Below are 19,672 nucleotides of genomic sequence, written 5' to 3' on the forward strand. Positions count from 1 at the left end.
TTTGTTCGAGCCAGCCGAATGCAGAAACTTCTTCAAAGCTGCCGGATATGAGGCCAATTAATCGCGACACGCTTTAGTTGCCTTCCATGCCGCCCTGTGCGCCTTATCGCAACCGGCGGCCGCGCGTACGAGCACTGCCGGAATAGATGGCTCAACAGTACGCGATTGCGTCGCGGGAACCGTCCTGGCTGTCATTTGTCCAACCGCGTTTATCTCTGATCAAAAGAACCATGGCCACCCTAAAACGCACGACGGCAAAGGTCTTCTATTATGCGCGAAACGTCATCCGCGATATCGCACCCCAGGCGATCTTCCGGCAACGGTTGGCGGGCCGCCTGGAACAGGCCAGGCTTTCGGATGAAGCCGTGCGCCGACGGCTGAACCACTACAACAAGCTGCGGCACGCGTTCACGCCAAGCCCGGATGCAGTGCGCATCGACAAGATGCCTTTTGAACCGAGCATGTACTATTACGACCTCAAGGAATTCGCCCGCTATTTCGATCCGTCATTGCTCATCGACCTTGAGTTCGGCGACGTTATCGGCGTGCCCAAAGTGCCGACGCTCGTCAAGGATCGGCCGATCCGCGCCGGTAACGGCAATGCTATCGTCATGAAGTTCAACAAGTTCCGCCACTTCCACATGCCCGTCGATAGCGTCGCCTTCGCCGACAAACGCCCGGTCGTGGTCTGGCGCGGCGACCTCAACAATCCGATCAGGACACGGTTCCTGGATGCCGCGCGCGGCTTGCCGTTCTGCGACGTCGGTTCGCACAAGCGCAATGCACCGGCTTTGTACAGCAAGCCATTCCTCAGCATCAGCCAGCACCTGCGCTATCGCTACATCGTCTCGCTCGAGGGCAATGACGTGGCGACCAACCTCAAATGGATCATGAATTCCAACTCGCTCTGCCTGATGCCGCCGCCGACCTACGAAACATGGTTTGGCGAGAGTCAGCTCGAAGCCGGTGTCCACTATGCGCCGCTCGATCCGGATTTCGCCGATCTCGGTGAAAAAGTGCGCTATTTCGAAGCCCATCCGGCCGCGGCGGAGCGCATCGTCGCCGCAGCCAATGCCTATTGCCGCAAGTTCTCCAACGAACAGGACGAGCAGGCAATCTCCCTGCTCGTGCTCTACAAGTATTTCGTGCTTGGCGGCCAGATCGAACCTGATCCCGAGCTCTGGCGGTTCATCGAGGGTTAGATGCTACGCAGGCTTCGGCCAGCCGCGGTGTCGGCGATCGCGCTTGGGCTGCAATAAAACCGTCACTGCTGGTCTATATTGAAGTCGGCTCAGGTGTTTCCATTCCAAGGCCGCTGGCCGGCAGTTGGGGCGCCAATGGTAACCGACAGGGCCTGCAAGCGGAGCAGCTGACATGACCGAGCTAAAACAGAATTCGCCTGCCAAGGACTGGCTTGAAGCCGAGCTCGCCGACACGCTCGACGAGGACTATGAGCTCGAATTGTCGGAACCCGCGCTGTCGATGGAGATCGCCAAGATCTACAAGAACTCGCATCCGCCTTCGATCGATCGCATGCAGTATTTTCGCGACCTGATCAGCCTCCAGTCCGAATTGATCAAGCTGCAATCTTGGGTTGCCTACCACAAAAAGAAGCTGGTGGTGATTTTCGAGGGCCGCGATTCCGCCGGCAAGGGCGGAGTCATCAAGCGCATCACCCAGCGGCTCAATCCGCGTATCTGCCGCGTCGTGGCGCTCCCGGCGCCGACCGAACGCGAAAAGTCGCAATGGTATTTCCAGCGCTATGTCCCGCATCTGCCGGCAGGCGGCGAGATCGTGTTGCTCGACCGCTCCTGGTACAACCGCTCCGGCGTCGAGCGGGTGATGGGTTTTGCCAACTCCGAGCAGGTCGAGGAGTTTTTCCATGACGTGCCGGAGTTCGAGCGCATGCTGGTGCGCTCCGGCATCACCTTGGTCAAATACTGGTTCTCGATCACCGACGAGGAGCAGCAGATGCGCTTCCTGATGCGCATCCACGACCCGATGAAACAGTGGAAGCTGTCGCCGATGGACCTGCAGTCGCGGGTGCGCTGGGAGCAGTATACCAAGGCCAAGGAGGAGACCTTCGCCCGTACCAACATCCCGGAAGCACCGTGGTTCATCGTCGAGGGCAACGACAAGAAGCGGGCGCGGCTGAACTGCATCGATCATCTTTTGAAGCAGATGCCGTATGAAGATGTGCCGCACGAGGAGATCACGCTGCCCGAGCGTGTCTTCAATCCGGAATACGAGCGCCAGGTTCTGCCGCGCGAGCTTTACGTGCCGGAGAAATATTGAGCGATTTCCCCTTTCTCCCGGTTGCGGGAGAAGGGGGCGCGAATGACTGGGCTACGCTCGCTCGATCATCACGTGCGTCGCAAGTTCCGTTGCCACCTGCTCCGTGCACTGATAGCCAAGCTTCGGCATGTCGAGACCAGCAAAAAGGCTCTCGCCCGTGCCAAGCAGCACCGGCGAGATCGCCAGATGCATCTCGTCGATCAGCCTCTCCTCCAGGTATTGCCGGATCGTAGCGACACCGCCGCCGACCCGCACGTCCTTGCCGTTAGCCGCTGCTCTCGCCTGTTCGAGCGCCGAATGGATGCCGCCGGTCACAAAATAAAAGGTGGTGCCGCCTTCCATGATGATCGGCGCCCGCTCGTGGTGGGTCAGCACGAAAACCGGCACATGATAGGGCGGGTTGTCGCCCCACCAGCCTTTCCAGCTGTCGTCGAGCCATTTGCCGCGGGTCGGCGCGAACATGTTGCGGCCGAGGATCCAGGCGCCGATATTCTCGAAGCTGCGCGCCGCGAATGTCTCGTTGGTATCGGTGGTGCCGCCATCCTGTCCGAGCACCATCTTGCGGAAGGTGCGGGTGCCGAATACCCACTTGTGCAAGGATTGTCCGCCGACACCGAGCGGATTTTGCAAATCCTGATCGGGACCGGCACCGTAGCCGTCGAGCGACAGCGTGAATGCGTTGATGCGCAATTTGGACACGGGATTGTCCTTAGATGATCTTATTTCGCAAGCAGTTTATTTTAGCAAGCAGATTGCGAAAGACAACCGGGATTTCCAGGGAAGACGACGGCTCCTGCCAGATATTGCCGCAAGACGATATCCGGATCGTATTACCGGGAGTTGGACAGGGGGCCGCCATGTCGACGGCCGTCTCTGGAGGCATTCGCCATACCTGCGTCGAGGTACGGACTGCCGGCCGCCTTCGGCCTTGCGGCTACGATAACCGCAGCAGCCGCTTTGTGTCACCGGAATGCGAAGGAACCGCCGACCGGTCGAAAGAGTGGTGACATCTGTCGAAGGCCTGCCGGCGAAGTCGGACTACCCCCTCAGCATCTCCGCCACCTCAGGCGCGAAATAGGTAAGCACGCCGTCGCAGCCGGCGCGCTTGAAGGCAAGCAAGCTCTCCAGCATCGCCTTCTCGCCGTCGATCCAGCCGTTGGCATCAGCCGCCTTGATCATCGAATATTCGCCCGACACCTGGTAGGCGAACGTCGGCATCTGGAATTCGTCCTTCAGCCGACGGATGATGTCGAGATAGGGCAGGCCGGGCTTGACCATCAGCATGTCGGCGCCCTCGGCGATGTCCTGTTCGGCCTCGCGCACCGCCTCGTCCGAATTGGCGTGGTCGATATAATAGGTCTTCTTGTCACCCTTGAGCAGCCCGGCGGTGCCGACCGCCTCGCGATAGGGGCCGTAGAAGGCCGAGGCGAATTTGGTGGCGTAGGACATGATCGCCACGTCCTGGAAACCGTTGGCATCGAGCGCGTCGCGGATGGCACCGATACGGCCGTCCATCATGTCTGACGGCGCAATGATGTCGGCGCCCGCGGCAGCCTGGATGACGGCCGCCGCCGCGACCTGCTCCACGGTCTCGTCGTTGACGATGATGCCCTCGCGCAGGATGCCGTCATGGCCATGGCTGGTGAACGGATCGAGAGCGGCGTCGGTGATGATGCCGATCTCGGGCACCGCCTTCTTTATGGCGCGGGTGGCGCGGTTGATGACATTGTCGGGGTCGAGGATATGCGAGCCGCTCTGGTCGCGCAGGCCGAGATCGACATTGGGAAAGGTGGCGAGAGCCGGGATGCCGAGTTTAGCCGCGCGTTCGGCCTCCTTGACGGCAAGGTCGACCGACAGGCGAAAGACCCCCGGCATTGCGGCAATCGGTTCGCGCACATCTTTGCCCTCGACGACGAAGATCGGCCAGATCAGGTCGTCGACCGAAAGCCTGTTCTCCCGCACGAGCCGGCGCGACCAGTCGGCCTTGCGCATGCGGCGCAGGCGGCGGCTGCCGGTGACGTCGTCGACGCTGCGCGCGCCGGCAGGTTTTGCAGGGGTGAATCTGTTCATGGCCAAAACTCCGGATCGGCGGCTTTTATCACGAGCCCTTGGTGCTGACCAATGCGACACGTTTGTGCCAGCTTTTCTTCGCCGGCAGAAAGTGCCGATGGGCGGGAAAAGCAGCCGCGCGGTCCGCTCAGGGTTCCCCATTGCCGGAAAGAATCTGTGCCACGCCGCCGATGGCCACACGGAACGCCTCGTCGAAGCTGACGCCACGCACCTGCCAACGATAGGTCTTGCCATGATCGCCCAGTCGCCAATCGGCGATCCAGCCTAGCTCCTTGTCGCTCCATATGATGCTGCCGGCGAGTGCTCTGGCGCCACCGGCCTGTCTGGCCAACCGGTCCAGCCTTGCCATGTCGGCCACGCGCAGCGCTTCGTCGTCCAGGTCACCAAGCTGCGCGGCCGTCGGAAAGACGACATGCATCAAGGTTGGACCAGCGGCATTGACGAAGGATTCACGCATCGTCTTGCCACGCTCTTCCTCGGCGCTCAGCGCGAAATGGCGAGCGCCCTGTTCGGCCGTGAGGAAGACGGTGAGTGTCGGCCGCTCGCCAAGCCAGGGCCGGCTGCCAAGCGACGCCAGCACCTTGTCGATTACATCGGGCTTGTAGAGGCAGGTGAGATCATGCGGTCGGTCATGCGTGCCTTGCTCGTCATGGATCGGAATGCCCTCAAGCCGGTCATGATAGCGGAAGGAGTCGACGAAGCTGCCGGCCTTGTCGCGCAGTTCCGCCATTTCTGGTTTCTTCAGCAATCGCCGATCGCCTGAAACCCTGACCAAGACCCGGTCCAGGCAGTCCTTGAAGCCTATCTGGCGGTTCACTTCGCCCTGGCCTGTGACGATGGTCCGCGCCTGGTAGAGCTTTTCGGTCGTGGCTGCGAATGCGCGCGACGCGAGGCAGGCGATCATAAGTCCGACGGTCAAAAGCGCGATACGAAGAAATCTGGACATGGCCGAGCCTCCTCAAAGCCGCCTCCGCGCCGCAGTGTAGGCACGTCGCTTGCAACGGCGATCCTGGTAGCATCCGCCAACGCTTGCCGCCAAGACCGTGGCCGACAGGCTGTTGCCATTGACGCACCCATGCGCCGCCTTTAGCACTTCAGTCCCGCAGGCGCGGGGAAGGGATTCTCTGGCGATGGATTTTGGTGGAGGCGACGAAATTCGCTTCGAAAGGTTGGGCAGGGCCGGCGTCGTCACGCTGACGCGGCCGCGGGCGCTCAATGCCGTCACCCATCGCATGGTCAAGGCGCTGGACAAAGCCCTGCGTTCCTGGGAGCGCGACGATAGCGTGGCCGTCGTCGTCGTCAAGGCCGAGGGTAGGGCGTTTTCGGCCGGTGGCGATATCCTGCACATCTACGAGGCAGGCCGGGCTGGAAAACCGCCGGTCGAGTTCTTCGCCGACGAGTACCGGCTCAACGCCTACATCGCGCGTTTCAAGAAACCCTATGTGGCGCTCATCGACGGCATCGTCATGGGCGGCGGCGTCGGCATTTCCTTCCACGGTTCGCACCGGGTGATGACCGAGAATGCCCAGTTCGCCATGCCGGAGGTCGGCATCGGCTTTTTCCCTGATGTCGGCGCCAGTCATCTGTTGCCCGGCCTTGGCGGTTCCTTCGGCATGTATCTGGCGCTGACCGGCAACCGCATCCGCCATGGCGACGCGCTGTGGTCGGGGCTGGCCACCCACACCATCAAGGCCGATGACCAGGCAAGCTTCCTCGATCGGCTGGCGCTGACAGGCGATCCGGAAGCGGTGCTGCGCGGTCTTTTTGTTCCGGCGAAGCGGGAGACCGACGGGCCGATCCTGGAGGCGATCTCCCGTCATTTCGCCCAACCGTCGCTGCCGGACCTCATCAACAGCCTGGATCGGGCGGGCAAGGACGAATTCGCGGCCAGGACGCTGGCGACGGTCCGCATGCGCTCGCCGACCAGCCTTCGCGTCGCCTGGCGGCAGATGAGTGCCGGGCTGACATTGTCGATGGACGACTGCATGAGGATGGAGTTCCGCATCCTGAACCGCATGCTGGCGGGCCACGATTTCTATGAAGGCATCCGCGCCGCCATCATCGAGAAGGGCTCGAAGCCGCGCTGGCGGCCGGCGCAGATCGATGCGGTCGCGGAGGCGGACGTAGCGGCCTATTTCGCACCGCTCGGCGATCGGGAGCTTGAGCTGTGAGCGAGGTGACTTCGAGACGCGTCATTCTTCAGCCCTCGACCGTCGAGGTGATCTTCGCCTGGTTCCAGCGCCTCATCGCGGGCTACTGCCTGCTGTTCGGCATCCTGTACTGGATCAAGCTGATCGGATTCTATCCGGGCTCGCTGTGGCGCTTCGACCTTATGCCGGTGCATTGGCAGGTGGCGGCGGTGATGCTCGCCGTGTTCTTTCCCTTCGCCGCCGCGGGGCTGTGGATGCTGGCGTCCTGGGGCCCGGTGATCTGGTTCATGTGCGCGGTCACCGAGACCGTCATGTATGCCGGTTTCCCCGAGCTTTTCGGCCATCGTCTGCTAATCATCGTGTCGCATGCCTGTGTGGCACTGCTCTACATCGTCTTTCGCGTCGTCATCCACCTGCAGAAACGACCGGCACGGCACTAAGCCCTTGTGCGCGTTGACGACTTGGCAGCCGCCTGAATCCGGCCCCGCGACGGTTGCCTAAATCTTTAGGTTAATCATCCTTGCTCGGGTGACCGTTCGTTAAGCCTCTTCCGAAACCTCTTACCGGTAAGCTCTTGTTAGCCCTAGCGTTTAAGTCGAATTTTATGAGTATTCGATAGTGTCGCGATCAAGGTGAAAAACAAAAAATCACCAGGGCGACAAACGAGAGGCAAAGACAATGATCAATTCGCGTCCGGCGGCGAAGACCGCCAACGTTTCCGACGATCGCCGCGAGGCTATCCGTTCCCTGTACATGGAATCGCTGCAGCTGGTCGAGCGTCTGCACCGCCGCCTGCTTGATGTGATCAAGGACGAATTCGACCGCAACGGCCGTTCCGACATCAATGCCATCCAGGCGCTGCTGCTCTTCAACATCGGCAATTCTGAGCTGACCGCCGGCGAACTGCGCTCGCGTGGCTACTATCTCGGCTCGAACGTCTCCTACAACCTGAAGAAGCTGGTCGATCTCGGCTTCATCAACCACCAGCGCTCGCGCATCGACCGCCGCTCGGTCCGCGTCTCGCTGACGCCGAAGGGCAATGAAGTGGCTGATGTGGTCGCCGGTCTTTATGAGCGTCATGTCGGCTCGATCGAACAGGTCGGCGGCATCAACACCGACGAGTTCAAGCAGATGAACCGCGCCCTGCAGCGGCTCGACCGCTTCTGGAACGACACCATCGCCTACCGGATGTAAGGGCTAAGTAGCTGGCCTTACCGGCTTATAGCGAGGCAGTTTGGGCATGCAGAAGGATAGCGGGGCAGTAAAATGCCTACCGGCGCATGGTTGCGCCCAGTACCCACAGCTACCGCCCTTGAGGGGCGGCAGCGTCGGGTGGGATAGCCGCCCGCAGCGGTTTTTCGGTGCCGAAAGCGGAGTTCTTCTTAGCTTAATGCGCTGCCACTTTCTTCTTTGAAGCGGCTCTGGGTTGCCCCGACTTGGCCTTGGAAGCTGAATCCTTGGAGTGGGCAGCCATCGCAGGCGTTGCGCCGGTCTTCCTGGCAGGTGTCCTCTTGGCAGCGGCCGGCTTCGCAGCCGTAGCCTCTTTCGGAGCGGCCTTCTTGGGCGCTGCTTTTGGAGCGGCCCTTTTCTTCGCTGGTTTCTCCTTCGAAGAGAAGATGCCGGTAATGCTGTCGATGATGGACATTGAGCTACCCTCCGTTGATCCGCTACTCAATGCGCAAGGAGCCTAGACGGCTCCTGTGGGGCCATGAGGCGCCGCCATACCGTCAGACTGCCCGTTCTTTCGATGATGCGGAAAATGGTCCTGAGACTATGATGGGCTTTTTTGGGCGGTTGGTGGAACAAGGCGCGCGACCATCGGTTCGGGTCAGCTCTTATGTTCAGAAAGGCTCCGTCATGTCCGTTCAGCGCATCGTCACCGCCGCAGCATTCGCAGCCGGCGTCCTTGTCAGCAGCCAAGCACTCGCAAAAAGCGATTCGGATTTTCTGACCGACGCCATCAAAGGCGACAATTCCGAGATCGCCCTCGGGACGCTTGCGACGCAAAAGGGTGATAGTAGTGGCATCAAGAAGTTCGGCCGAACGTTGGCGAAGGATCATGCAAAGGCTAAGAAACAGGCTCTCTCGGTTGGCAAGAAGCTGGGTGTGTCTGACACGAGCGACCTCACCGACGAGGCAACCGCCGAGACGAAGAAGCTGAACGGTCTTTCGGGGACGGCTTTCGATCAGGAGTTTGCCACCTACATGGTGTCCGACCACCAGAAGGACATCGCCGAGTTCCAGGACGAGGTGAAGACCGGCAGCGGCAAGGTCGCCAAGCTCGCCAGTAAGACCTTACCGACACTTGAGAAGCACCTGAAAATGGCCCAGGCGCTGGCAAAACCATGACGAGCCAATCCAGCGTCGAAAGTCGGACGATCGAGCTGGAATACTACGACCGGCCACTCTCTGGTTTCATTGGCTCTCCCGGCTGATGCACATCGTCTTGTACATATTGCTTGCGCAGAGAGCGTGTTGGGTTCTTGTTGCGGTGGGCCCAGGGAGAGGAGTTTACGTTCTTCGGGCTATTCACGATTCCTGCCCTGATGGCGCGGAATCGAGACTTCGCCCACACTCTTGAAGAGCTACACAACTATGTCGGATGGGCGATCGTGATATTGGCGGCGGGACACGCCATCGCGCTCGTTCACCACTACGTTTTGCGGGACAAGGTTCTCGGCAGGATGTGGGCTCATCAGTAGCGGCTAAGGTATCCTGCGCACGCGGCCGCATGCATGACGCTTTCAATCGCCGCCAGTTCTGGCCCGCGCCACGGCGGCCGAAAGGACCTCCAGTCGGCGCCGGTACCGAAAAGCACCGGTCCCTTTCGTTTCGGAGCGCGGCCTAGGCCGTTTTGGGCTCAAGGCCACGTTGCCGCCATATTCCAATGGAACCGAGGATGCCGGTGATGCTGCGGTGAAGGCCGTGCGTTCATCCGAAACCGTATGGTGCTCGCGCGTTTGTGGCCGATGCGGACATGGTTGGCTGATTGTTAAGATTGCCAACTTTAGAGTGCGGGCAAGATCGCCCCTTGATTGAATGCTACAAGAATGTCTGGAACGTCCATGAGAACCAGCCGCCGCTTTTTCCTTTCCGGAGCCTCCGCACTCGTCGCCGCCGCGATGGCCGGTCGTGCGAATGCGCAGGATGTGATCGGGGATATCCTGAAATCCTCGGCCCGGGGCAATTGGGACGACCAGTTCGATGCCCGCACCAGCGAACGCGGCAAGGTGGCCTCGACACTGCCGATCTTCAGCCTGCAGACGGTCGCCTTCACCGAGCAGGCGGTCGCCCAATATCAGAACATTGTCGGGCAGGGCGGCTGGACAGACGTTCCCGCGACCAAGAAGCTTCAACTGGGTGTCGACGATCCGGACGTGGTGCCGCTGCGCAAGCGTCTGATGATTGCAGGCGACCTGTCGCAGAGCGCCGGCATTTCGACGGCCTTCGATTCCTATGTCGACTCGGCGGTCAAGCGCTTCCAGCTGCGCCATGGCCTGCCGGCGGACGGCTCGATGGGCAAATACACCTATGCCGCGATGAACGTGTCGGCGCAAATCCGGCTCGGCCAGTTGCAGACCAATCTGCAGCGTCTGAAAGAGAAGGCCGGCACGCTCGGCAGCCGCTATGTGCTGGTCGACATTCCGGCGGCGCAGGTCGAGGCGGTCGAGAACGACCGTGTCGTGCTTCGCCACACCGCGATCGTCGGCAAGATCGATCGCCAGACGCCGATCGTCAATTCCAAGATCAACGAGATCATCGTCAATCCGTACTGGAACGCACCGGTCTCGATCGTGCGCAAGGACATCATTCCGCTGATGCGGAAGGACCCCGATTACCTTAAGAACAGCCATATCCGCCTGTTCGCGCCCGATGGCAGCGAAGTCGATCCGATGAACGTGGACTGGTCGACGGACGATGCCGCCAAGTACCGTTTCCGTCAGGATCCCGGGTCGGAAAACGCCATGGCGTCGGTCAAGATCAATTTCCCGAGCCCAGATGGCGTCTATATGCACGACACGCCGCAGCAGAGCCTGTTCGGCAAGATGATGCGCTTCGATTCCTCGGGCTGCGTGCGCGTCCAGAACGTGCGCGATCTCGTCACCTGGATCCTGCGCGACACGCCCGGCTGGGATCGCCAGCATTTCGAGGCGGCCATCAAGACCGGCCAGAACACGCCGATCCAGGTCACCAACCCGGTGCCGGTGCATTTCCTCTATCTCTCGGCCTGGTCGACAGGACCCGGCGTCGTCCAGTTCCGCGACGACGTGTATGCCCTCGACGGCGCCAGCGAACTGCAGATGACGTCTTCGCTCTAACGATCTGATATTCCTGCGGAAAAGCCGCCTTCGAGGCGGCCTTTTCGTCACGGGTGCATGAGATCAGCGGCGGTTCTCACCGCTTGCGTGCGGTTGTCGGCGCCGGGCTTGCGCCTGGCATTATCGACATCAACTCTTGTATTCCATGCTAGCCCTCGGGGCGTGCAACACCGTTCACCCGGTGCTCCCAGGCAGCCGTGCGCTGAGGCCGTGTGCCGGCCGCTGCGGATTGAGCCAGGGCTGCCGCCATTCTCCACTCCCTTGGACCGGCTGGACGAAGCTCCGGCGATTGCGCATGGTCGGCGAAGCAGCCGGAATCGTGCCATGGTCGTCGCCATCTTCATTCTCGTCGTGCTGGTCTTCGTGGCGCTGTCCGGCGCGCTCGTCCGGCTGGTTCGCGTGCCGCTGCCGGTGCTGCAGATCGCCATCGGCGCGGCCTTGGCCTGGCCAGCCAGCGGCCTGCATCTCAAGATCGATCCGGAACTTTTCCTGCTGGTGTTCATCCCACCGCTTTTGTTCGGGGACGCCTTCGCGGCGCCCAAACGCGAACTCGTCGCCTTGCGCGGACCCATACTCGATCTTGCCATCGGGCTCGTCTTCTTCACCATTGTCGGATTCGGCTATGCCTTGCACTGGCTGGTGCCCAGCATTCCGCTCGTCGTCGCTTTCGCGTTGGCCGCCGTGCTGTCGCCGACCGACGCCGTGGCGGTGTCCTCGATCGTCGACAGGAATGTGGTTCCGGCCCGGCTGATGCACATACTGGAGGGCGAGTCGCTGCTCAACGACGCGTCAGGCCTGGTCATGTTCCGCTTCGCGGTGGCGGCGGCATTGACCGGCAGCTTCTCGCTCACTGGAGCCTCGCTCAGCTTCCTCTACGCCGTCGCCGCTGGCATGCTGGCCGGTGTCGCGGCCCTGTTCATCGCCGCCAAGGCGCTGCAACTGCTCAACCGCATTGGCGGCGTGCCGGCCGAGGCGCAGGTGCTCATCACGATCCTGCTGCCCTTCGTCGCCTATCTCGGCGCCGAGCACTTCGGGGCCTCGGGTGTCCTGGCGGCGGTCACCGCCGGTCTGTTGACCGGAACTACCGGTATAGTCCGCTTCCTCGGCGTGTCGGCGCGCATGCAGACCCTGTCGCTTTGGGCGACGCTCACTTTCGTCTTCAATGGGGCTCTGTTCATTCTGCTGGGCCTGCAGCTTCCCGACATCATCCGCAACGTCCCACCGGAATTGTCCAGCCGGCATTGGCTGATCGAGCCGGTGGCGACGGTGGTGATCCTGACGCTCTGCCTGATCGGGCTGCGCTTCCTGTGGATCTGGGTCGGCGACATTGGCCAGGCGGTCGCAGCGCGTCTCAGCAAGCGCGAGGCTGAACCGTTCGGATTTCGCATCCGGCTCGCCGGATCGGTGGCTGGCGTGCGTGGCGCCATCACACTGGCGGGCATCCTGTCCCTGCCGCTGGTTTTGCAGGACGGTTCGCCTTTTCCGGCACGCGATGTGGTGATCTTCCTTGCCGCCGGCGTCATCATCTGCTCGCTCCTCATTGCCAGCCTTGCCTTGCCCGGGATAGCGCGGGGGCTGGTCGAGCCAGGCGAGGATCCCGCGGCTGCGGAGGAGCGCCGGGCGCGTGTCGGCGCCGCCAATGCGGCGATCGCCAGGATCGAGAGCATCGTCAACGAAACAGGCGAGGGCGACGCGGTCGACGCCCGGCTGGTTGTCGCGGACAGCATCGTGGCAGGTTACCGTAGACGCATCGCAGCCTCGGACGAAGCCGACGACGCCCGGGCCGAGGCTCGCGAGGCCGGCAGGCTGGAGCTGGAACTCAGGGCGGCGGGCATCGAAGCCGAGCGCGCCGCGCTACGCGACATGTTCCGCGGCGGGGAGATCAACGATCACACGCTGCGCGCCCTGCTTTCCGAAATCACCTTGACCGAAGCCTTGCTGAACCAGCGGCGGGAGAGGAAATAGCGGTCCGCCCGAGCCTTTGCCGCAAACCGGCCAGCAAATTTCGCGCCGCAAACGTGGCGAGCCCCAAACAACTGTGTTAATGGCCCGGCAAACGCAAAGCATGTCGCCCAGAACGTTCAGTGGTTTGGGACGACGGCATGCACGAATTTGCCCTTCCAACCCTAGGGGAACTCAGGCCATGGCAACAGCAGCGGCGGCGTCCAACAAATTCGAATCCTTCTTCGAAACCACTTTGGAAGATGCCGATCCGGAGATTTTCGGCGCCATCCGCAACGAACTCGGTCGCCAGCGCCACGAGATCGAACTGATCGCCTCTGAAAACATCGTCTCGCGCGCCGTGCTTGAGGCGCAGGGGTCGATCATGACCAACAAATATGCCGAGGGCTATCCGGGCAAGCGCTACTATGGCGGCTGCCAGTTCGTCGACGTGGCCGAGGAACTGGCAATCGAGCGTGCCAAAAAACTCTTCGGCTGCAACTTCGCCAACGTCCAGCCGAATTCCGGCAGCCAGATGAACCAGGCGGTGTTCCTGGCTCTGCTGCAGCCCGGCGACACCTTCATGGGCCTCGATCTCAATTCAGGTGGCCATCTCACCCATGGCTCGCCGGTCAACATGAGCGGCAAGTGGTTCAAGGTTGTCTCCTATGGCGTGCGCAAGGACGACCATCTGCTCGACATGGACGCCATCGAGAAGACCGCGCACGAGACCAAGCCGAAGCTGATCCTGGCCGGCGGCACCGCCTATTCGCGCATCTGGGACTGGAAGCGTTTTCGCGAGATCGCCGATGCGGTCGGTGCCTATCTGATGGTCGACATGGCGCACATCGCAGGCCTCGTCGCAGGCGGTGTGCATCCCTCGCCCCTGCCGCACGCCCATGTGGTGACGACCACCACGCACAAATCGCTGCGCGGCCCTCGCGGCGGCATGATCGTGTGCAATGACGAGGATATCGCCAAGAAGATGAATTCGGCGGTGTTCCCCGGCCTTCAGGGCGGCCCGCTGATGCATGTCATCGCTGCCAAGGCGGTGGCCTTCGGCGAGGCGCTGAAGCCTAGCTTCAAGGTCTATGCCGAAAGCGTCGCCGCCAACGCCAAGGCGCTCGCTTCCAGCCTCAAGGAAACCGGCCTCGACATCGTTTCCGGCGGCACCGACAACCACCTGATGCTGGTCGACCTCAGGCCCAAGAACGCCACCGGCAAGCGCGCCGAGGCGGCGCTTGGCCGCGCCAACATCACCTGCAACAAGAACGGCATCCCCTTCGACCCGGAAAAGCCCTTCGTCACTTCGGGCGTGCGGCTCGGTACACCCGCCGGCACGACGCGCGGCTTCGGCCAGGCCGAATTCCGTGAGATCGGCAAGCTGATCGCCGAGGTGCTGGACGGGCTCAAGGTCGCCAATTCCGACGAAGGCAATGCCGCGGTCGAGGCTGCGGTCAAGGCCAAGGTCGTGGCGCTGACCGACCGCTTCCCGCTCTATCCATATCTCGGTTGACCATCCCTATCTCGGTTGACCAGACGCAAAGCGTCATCTTTTATCCACCGGCGGTGCGTCACCCCTAATCGGGTGACGCATGAACTGGAGAAATGATGATGCGCAATTTTTGTCTTGCCTGGCTCGCCGCCTTCGGCTGGCTGACCGTTTGCGGGCCTGTTTTGGCGCAGACGCAGCCCGCTCCCGACATGCCGGCCACCAGCACGTTCGGCCGCTGGACAACCATGGTCGATACGCTCGACACCGGCCAGGATGCGCACAAGACCTGCGCCGCTTCCACGGCCTTCTTCGACGCGGGTGGCAATTCGGGCACGTTGACATTGTCGATCTCGACCGGCGATGCGCTGCCACCCGATGCCTATCCGACCGTCTTGATCACCATCGACAACCGGACCCTGCCGACCGACAAGAAGATCGCGGCTGTTTTCGGCGATCCCGGCGTCAAGGTTTCCGCGACGGTTTACGCCAACGATGCCGTGAATGGCCGCCCCAGCTGGACGATCGACAACCAGGCCAAGACAAGTCTCGCGCTGCTGCGGGCCATGCGAAAAGTCATCTCGCTCGATGTCACGTTCGGCAAGCAGACTATAGCCAGCATTCCGATGGACGGTTTCACGAAGGCCTATCGCAACCTCGGCGCAGCTTGCGGCTTCCCAACCAAGGACGTTGCACCTTGATGGCCTGGCTTGAGCAACGGCTTGCCGCGCTGGCAATCTCCCTCGCGCCTCGCTATCTCTGAGGCACGGCAGGCCCGTCGAAGAACCGGAACTGCTTCAATCCATATCGGAAAGGCTCTAAGCCTTTTACCTCACCAGATTCGCGAACCCAAGGCTCTCCATGCGCTGTCCCTATTGCCAGTCCGAAGATACGCAGGTGAAGGATTCGCGCCCCGCCGAGGACGGCGCGGCAATCCGCAGGCGGCGCGTCTGTCCCGATTGCGGCGGCCGCTTCACCACCTTCGAGCGCGTGCAGTTGCGCGACCTGGTCGTGGTCAAGAAGTCGGGACGAAAAGTGCCGTTCGACCGCGACAAGCTGCTGCGCTCGGTCGAGATCGCCTTGCGCAAGCGCAATGTCGACCCCGAACGCATTGACCGCGCGGTGACCGGCATCGTTCGCCAGCTCGAAAGTTCCGGCGAAACGGAAGTGGCTTCCGGTGATGTCGGCCGGCTGGTCATGGACGCGCTGAAGTCGCTCGACGACGTCGCCTATGTGCGCTTCGCCTCGGTCTATCGCAATTTCCGTGAGGCCAAGGATTTCCACGAACTGCTTGGAGAGTTGAAGGGGGACGAGGAAAAGAGCGAAGAGGACGCCGGCTGAGCATGGCAGCACCGCAACACAGTGAGGCCGGACAAGCGGCCCTTGACGGCCGTTTCATGGCGGCGGCCTTGCGGCTCTCGCGCAAGCACGCCGGTCGCACCGCGACCAATCCATCCGTCGGCACGATCATCGTGCGTGACGACGGCGCAGGCCCGATGATCGTCGGCACCGGCGTCACCGCGATTGGTGGCCGGCCGCACGCCGAGACCGAGGCGCTGGCGGAGGCCGCCGGTCTCGCGCGCGGCGCCACCGCCTATGTCACGCTCGAGCCTTGCGCCCATCATGGCCGCACGCCGCCTTGCGCCAACGCGCTGGTCAACGCCGGCATCGCGCGCGTCGTGGGTGCGGCCAGCGACCCCGACCCGCGGGTCTCCGGCAAGGGTTATGCCATCCTACGCGACGCCGGTGTCGAAGTGGTGGAAAAGGTACTGACCACCGAAGCCGCCGAACAGATGGCGGGCTATTTGATTCGCTCTCTGAGAAAGCGCCCGGAAGTGATTCTGAAGCTTGCGCTTTCCAGTGACGGCAAGATCGGCAGGGAAGGCGCGGGCCAGGTTGCGATAACAGGCGACGTGGCGCGCCGCGAAGTTTACCTGATGCGCGCCGAGGCGGACGCCGTTCTGGTCGGCATCGGCACGGCGCTGGAAGATGATCCGGCGCTGACGGTGCGTTTGCCCGGACTGGAGAACCGTTCGCCCGCACGCATCGTGCTCGACCGCCAGATCAGGCTGCCGGAAGGCTCGAAGCTGGTGTCGGGCGTCGATCGCGTACCGCTATATGTCGCGGCTTGCCTGGAGGCCGATCCGCAGCGCCGGGCGGCGCTTGAGCGCGCCGGCGTGCGCTTTATCGGCACCGAGACGCACGATGGCGGCGTGGCGTTGCCCGAACTGCTTGAGGATCTGGCGGCGCTCGGCATGGCAAGCGTGCTGGTCGAGGGCGGTGCCAAGGTGGCGAGCGCCTTCCTGGCCGACGGGCTGGTCGACCGCATCGTGCTGTTCCAGGGGCCGGAAGCGATCGGCGGTGACGGCATTGCATCGCCCGTCGACTCTGACCATATCCCGGCAGGGTTTCGCAAGCTGCGCGAAATGCGGTTCGGCGAAGACGGCTACGCCGAATGGATCAGGGATTTGCAGGGATAGCGATCGATGTTTACCGGGATTGTCACCGATATCGGCACCGTGGCCGCCGTCCGCCAACTGCGGGAAGGGTTGGGACTGCGCATCGACACCGCCTATGATCCAGAGACCATCGCTATTGGCGCCTCCATCTCCTGCGGCGGCGTCTGCCTGACGGTCACCGCTTTGCCTGACGGCGGGGCGAACGCGCGCTGGTTCGAGGTCGAGGCCTGGGAGGAGGCGCTCAGGCTGACGACGGCGGCGGGCTGGAAAACCGGCACCAGGATCAATCTGGAGCGCGCGCTGAAGATCGGCGACGAGCTCGGCGGCCATATCGTTTCGGGCCATGTCGACGGCACCGCCGAGATCGTCGAGCGCAGGGATGAAGGCGATGCGGTGCGCTTCACGCTGGAAGCGCCGCGCGATCTGGCGAAATTCATCGCGCCAAAGGGCTCGGTCGCGCTCGACGGCACCTCGCTCACCGTCAACAGGGTCCAGGGCACCCGCTTCGACGTGCTGTTGATCCACCATTCGCTGACCGTCACTACCTGGGGCGAGCGCAAGGCCGGCGACCGCGTCAATCTTGAGATCGACACCATGGCCCGCTACGCCGCGCGCTTGGCGGAGGCGGCGAAAGAGGGGCTTTGAAAATTTGCATGACCGGCCGGTCATGGTGTCTCACACCCCTCCCAGCAATCTTCCGCTTGCGATCACCCCTGCTTCGGCCTAAGTCACCGGCAACCCCCCGGAGACTTTTATGGCTGGTACATCCCAACACGGCAAAGCCTTCATTCGTCCGAAGACAAAGGCGCATCTGCTCATTATCGAAGCGCGCTTTCACGATGGCCTCGCCGACGCGTTGCTCGACGGCGCGACAAGCGCGCTCGATGAAGCGGGCGCGACTTATGACGTCGTCACCGTTCCAGGTTCGCTCGAGATCCCTGCGGTGATCACCTTCGCGCTGGACGGCGCGGCGGAAGGCGGCACGCATTACGACGGCTTCGTTGCGCTCGGCAGCATCATCCGCGGCGACACCTATCATTTCGACATCGTCGCCAATGAATCCAGCCGCGCGCTCATGGACCTGACCGTGCAGGACTCGGTCTGCATCGGCAACGGCATCCTGACCACCGAGAACGATGCACAGGCGTGGACGCGGGCCAAGCGCTCGGAAGGCGACAAGGGCGGCTTTGCCGCGCGTGCGGCGCTGACCATGATCGCGCTCAAGGAACAACTGGGAGCGCGATCGTGAGCGAACCCGCTTCGCCCGGACAGCCCCCGGCGCGCCAGGCCAACAAGCGCGGTGCTGCTCGGCTCGCCGCCGTGCAGGCGCTCTACCAGATGGATGTGGCCGGCAGCGGCGTCTTCGAGATTACCGCCGAGTATGAGGCGTTCCGCCTCGGCAAGGAAGTCGACGGTGCACTCTATCGCGAAGCGGACGCGCAGTGGTTTCGCGCCATCCTGACAGGCGTTGTCGAAAACCAGAAGACCATCGATCCGATCATCCGCCAGGCGCTGACGGATGACTGGCCGCTGTCCAGGCTCGATTCGACGCTGCGCGCCATGCTGCGTGCCGGCGTCTATGAGTTGATGAAGCGCGAGGATGTGCCAGTCGCCGTCATCGTCACCGAATATGTCGACATCGCCAAGGCCTTCTACGAGGAAGACGAGCCGAAGCTGGTCAACGCCGTGCTCGACCGTGTGTCACGCCGTGTGCGTGGCGAGGGCCGCGGCAAGGACGCTTCATGACGGCCATTGCCGGGGAGGCGCGGCGCACCGCGCTGATCCTCGCCGCCTCGCAGGCGGTCATCGGTTCGGCGGCACCCATCGCCATTTCCATGGGCGCGCTGGCCGGGCAATACCTGCTCGGCGCCGACAAGTCCCTGGCGACGGCGCCCATCACCGGCTTCAATCTTGGCGTGGCGCTCGGCGCCTTGCCGGCGGCGGCCATCGTCCGTAGGCTGGGCCAGCGCGGCGGCTTCATGACCGGAACCGTCGTCACCGCGCTCGGCGGGCTGGTCGCCACCCTGGCTTTGTTCCATGGCAGCTTCTGGCTGTTCGCGTTCGCGCTGCTCCTCATCGGCGTCGGCGGCGCCTTCGTCCAGCAGTTCCGTTTTGCCGCGGCCGACAACGCACCGCCGGGGTTCAAGGCGCGCGCCATCTCCTTCGTGCTCGCCGGTGGCATCGTCACCGCCATCCTCGGGCCTCAGATCGTCATCTTCACCCGCGAATTTTTCGCGCCTGTCATGTTTGCCGGTTCTTTCGCCTCGATCCTGCCGCTGGCCGCGGTCGGCGCCATCATCCTGTCGTTCCTGCGTTTGCCGGCGAGGGCCGCCAGCAAGGTGGATGTTGCCGACGGCGATGCCAGGCCCCTTTCCGAAATCGTCACCAAGCCGCGTTTCGTCGCGGCACTCTTCTGCGCCGTCGGCAGCTACGCGCTGATGAGTTTCGTCATGACCGGCGCGCCGCTTGCCATGGTTGGCTGTGGCCTGTCCGAGGACGATGCGACGCTGGGCATCTCCTGGCATGTCATGGCGATGTTCGGGCCAAGCTTCTTCACCGGTTCGCTGATCCATCGCTTCGGCGCCGAGCGCATTGTCGCCACCGGCCTGCTGTTGCTGACCGGCTGTGCCATCGTTGCCCTGTCGGGCCTGGCGCTGTGGCAATTCTGGACGGCGCTGATCCTGCTCGGCCTCGGCTGGAATTTCGCCTTCATCGGTGCCACCGCCATGGTGGCGGGCAGCTACCAGCCTTCAGAAAAGGGCAAGGTGCAGGGCTTCCATGACTTCGTCCTGTTCGGCTCCGTCGCCTGCGCGTCGCTGATGTCGGGCATGGTCTACAACGCCTGGGGCTGGACCATGCTCAACTGGATGATCTTTCCGGTCGCAGCACTTTGCTTCGTGGCGCTCGGCGCGCTGAAGATAACGAGGCTGCGGTCGGCTTGACGCC

20 protein-coding genes are annotated in these 19,672 nt (G+C 62.7%); 16 read left to right on the plus strand and 4 right to left on the minus strand.

What is annotated here, in order from left to right:
* Positions 1-230: 230 nt before the first annotated feature.
* Together LB556_RS20980 and ppk2 are read left to right on the plus strand one after the other, a co-directional pair.
* Complete coding sequence (locus LB556_RS20980) at positions 231-1,202, plus strand: glycosyl transferase family 90 (RefSeq protein WP_224569647.1); 972 nt, start codon at positions 231-233, stop codon at positions 1,200-1,202.
* Between the two features lie 172 nt (positions 1,203-1,374).
* The gene (gene ppk2 / locus LB556_RS20985) at positions 1,375-2,295 is read left to right on the plus strand and encodes a polyphosphate kinase 2 (RefSeq protein ID WP_224569648.1); all 921 of its coding nucleotides are present in this window, start codon (positions 1,375-1,377) and stop codon (positions 2,293-2,295) included.
* Between the two features lie 51 nt (positions 2,296-2,346).
* Here the strand turns inward: ppk2 and LB556_RS20990 are convergent, their stop codons facing one another.
* The 3 genes from LB556_RS20990 to LB556_RS21000 all read right to left on the minus strand — a co-directional run bounded on the left by LB556_RS20990 (position 2,347) and on the right by LB556_RS21000 (position 5,311).
* Positions 2,347-2,994, minus strand: coding sequence for a dihydrofolate reductase family protein (locus tag LB556_RS20990; RefSeq protein ID WP_224569649.1), 648 nt, complete (start codon positions 2,992-2,994; stop codon positions 2,347-2,349).
* Between the two features lie 339 nt (positions 2,995-3,333).
* Complete coding sequence (gene hemB, locus LB556_RS20995; RefSeq protein ID WP_224569650.1) at positions 3,334-4,365, minus strand: porphobilinogen synthase; 1,032 nt, start codon at positions 4,363-4,365, stop codon at positions 3,334-3,336.
* Positions 4,366-4,492: 127 nt separating this feature from the next.
* Positions 4,493-5,311 carry a DUF2066 domain-containing protein gene (locus tag LB556_RS21000; RefSeq protein WP_224569651.1) on the minus strand — a complete coding sequence of 273 codons (819 nt, stop codon included), beginning with the start codon at positions 5,309-5,311 and terminating at the stop codon, positions 4,493-4,495.
* A 184-nt stretch (positions 5,312-5,495) separates the two neighbouring features.
* On the opposite strand from LB556_RS21000, the gene LB556_RS21005 reads away from it, so the two are divergent.
* The 3 genes from LB556_RS21005 to ldtR all read left to right on the plus strand — a co-directional run bounded on the left by LB556_RS21005 (position 5,496) and on the right by ldtR (position 7,709).
* The gene (locus tag LB556_RS21005; RefSeq protein ID WP_224569652.1) at positions 5,496-6,536 is read left to right on the plus strand and encodes an enoyl-CoA hydratase/isomerase family protein; all 1,041 of its coding nucleotides are present in this window, start codon (positions 5,496-5,498) and stop codon (positions 6,534-6,536) included.
* Entirely contained in the window at positions 6,533-6,955 is a 423-nt protein-coding gene (locus LB556_RS21010) for a DUF6163 family protein (protein WP_224569653.1), read from the plus strand. The genes LB556_RS21005 and LB556_RS21010 overlap by 4 nt, the downstream gene beginning before the upstream one ends.
* A gap of 238 nt (positions 6,956-7,193) precedes the next feature.
* Positions 7,194-7,709 carry a transcriptional regulator LdtR gene (gene ldtR / locus LB556_RS21015; RefSeq protein WP_013896002.1) on the plus strand — a complete coding sequence of 172 codons (516 nt, stop codon included), beginning with the start codon at positions 7,194-7,196 and terminating at the stop codon, positions 7,707-7,709.
* Positions 7,710-7,902: 193 nt separating this feature from the next.
* On the opposite strand, the gene LB556_RS21020 is transcribed toward ldtR, so the two are convergent.
* Positions 7,903-8,160 (minus strand): hypothetical protein, encoded by a 258-nt coding sequence (locus LB556_RS21020; protein ID WP_224569654.1) that lies wholly within the window; start codon positions 8,158-8,160, stop codon positions 7,903-7,905.
* Positions 8,161-8,372: 212 nt separating this feature from the next.
* On the opposite strand from LB556_RS21020, the gene LB556_RS21025 reads away from it, so the two are divergent.
* From LB556_RS21025 to LB556_RS21075, 11 genes are all read left to right on the plus strand, one after another.
* Positions 8,373-8,864 carry a DUF4142 domain-containing protein gene (locus tag LB556_RS21025; RefSeq protein ID WP_224569655.1) on the plus strand — a complete coding sequence of 164 codons (492 nt, stop codon included), beginning with the start codon at positions 8,373-8,375 and terminating at the stop codon, positions 8,862-8,864.
* A 716-nt stretch (positions 8,865-9,580) separates the two neighbouring features.
* Entirely contained in the window at positions 9,581-10,834 is a 1,254-nt protein-coding gene (locus tag LB556_RS21030; protein WP_224569656.1) for a murein L,D-transpeptidase, read from the plus strand.
* A 324-nt stretch (positions 10,835-11,158) separates the two neighbouring features.
* Positions 11,159-12,799 (plus strand): Na+/H+ antiporter, encoded by a 1,641-nt coding sequence (locus LB556_RS21035; RefSeq protein WP_224569657.1) that lies wholly within the window; start codon positions 11,159-11,161, stop codon positions 12,797-12,799.
* A gap of 178 nt (positions 12,800-12,977) precedes the next feature.
* Complete coding sequence (glyA, locus tag LB556_RS21040; RefSeq protein ID WP_224569658.1) at positions 12,978-14,291, plus strand: serine hydroxymethyltransferase; 1,314 nt, start codon at positions 12,978-12,980, stop codon at positions 14,289-14,291.
* Positions 14,292-14,389: 98 nt separating this feature from the next.
* A complete protein-coding gene (locus LB556_RS21045) occupies positions 14,390-14,968 on the plus strand; it encodes a hypothetical protein (RefSeq protein ID WP_411908602.1) in 579 nt (192 codons plus the stop codon).
* Between the two features lie 160 nt (positions 14,969-15,128).
* Positions 15,129-15,608 carry a transcriptional regulator NrdR gene (nrdR, locus tag LB556_RS21050; protein WP_224569660.1) on the plus strand — a complete coding sequence of 160 codons (480 nt, stop codon included), beginning with the start codon at positions 15,129-15,131 and terminating at the stop codon, positions 15,606-15,608.
* A gap of 2 nt (positions 15,609-15,610) precedes the next feature.
* A complete protein-coding gene (ribD, locus tag LB556_RS21055; RefSeq protein ID WP_224569661.1) occupies positions 15,611-16,747 on the plus strand; it encodes a bifunctional diaminohydroxyphosphoribosylaminopyrimidine deaminase/5-amino-6-(5-phosphoribosylamino)uracil reductase RibD in 1,137 nt (378 codons plus the stop codon).
* Between the two features lie 6 nt (positions 16,748-16,753).
* The gene (locus LB556_RS21060; protein WP_224569662.1) at positions 16,754-17,371 is read left to right on the plus strand and encodes a riboflavin synthase; all 618 of its coding nucleotides are present in this window, start codon (positions 16,754-16,756) and stop codon (positions 17,369-17,371) included.
* 109 nt (positions 17,372-17,480) lie between these two features.
* Positions 17,481-17,975: a 6,7-dimethyl-8-ribityllumazine synthase gene (ribH, locus tag LB556_RS21065; RefSeq protein ID WP_224569663.1), complete on the plus strand. Its 495-nt coding sequence runs from the start codon at positions 17,481-17,483 to the stop codon at positions 17,973-17,975.
* Complete coding sequence (gene nusB, locus LB556_RS21070; RefSeq protein ID WP_224569664.1) at positions 17,972-18,472, plus strand: transcription antitermination factor NusB; 501 nt, start codon at positions 17,972-17,974, stop codon at positions 18,470-18,472. The genes ribH and nusB overlap by 4 nt, the downstream gene beginning before the upstream one ends.
* Positions 18,469-19,668, plus strand: coding sequence for an MFS transporter (locus LB556_RS21075; RefSeq protein ID WP_224569665.1), 1,200 nt, complete (start codon positions 18,469-18,471; stop codon positions 19,666-19,668). Before nusB ends, LB556_RS21075 begins: the two co-directional genes overlap by 4 nt.
* The last annotated feature ends 4 nt before the right edge of the window (positions 19,669-19,672 follow it).

The sequence above is a fragment of the Mesorhizobium sp. ES1-4 genome (assembly GCF_020164745.1).
Lineage (GTDB): Bacteria > Pseudomonadota > Alphaproteobacteria > Rhizobiales > Rhizobiaceae > Mesorhizobium.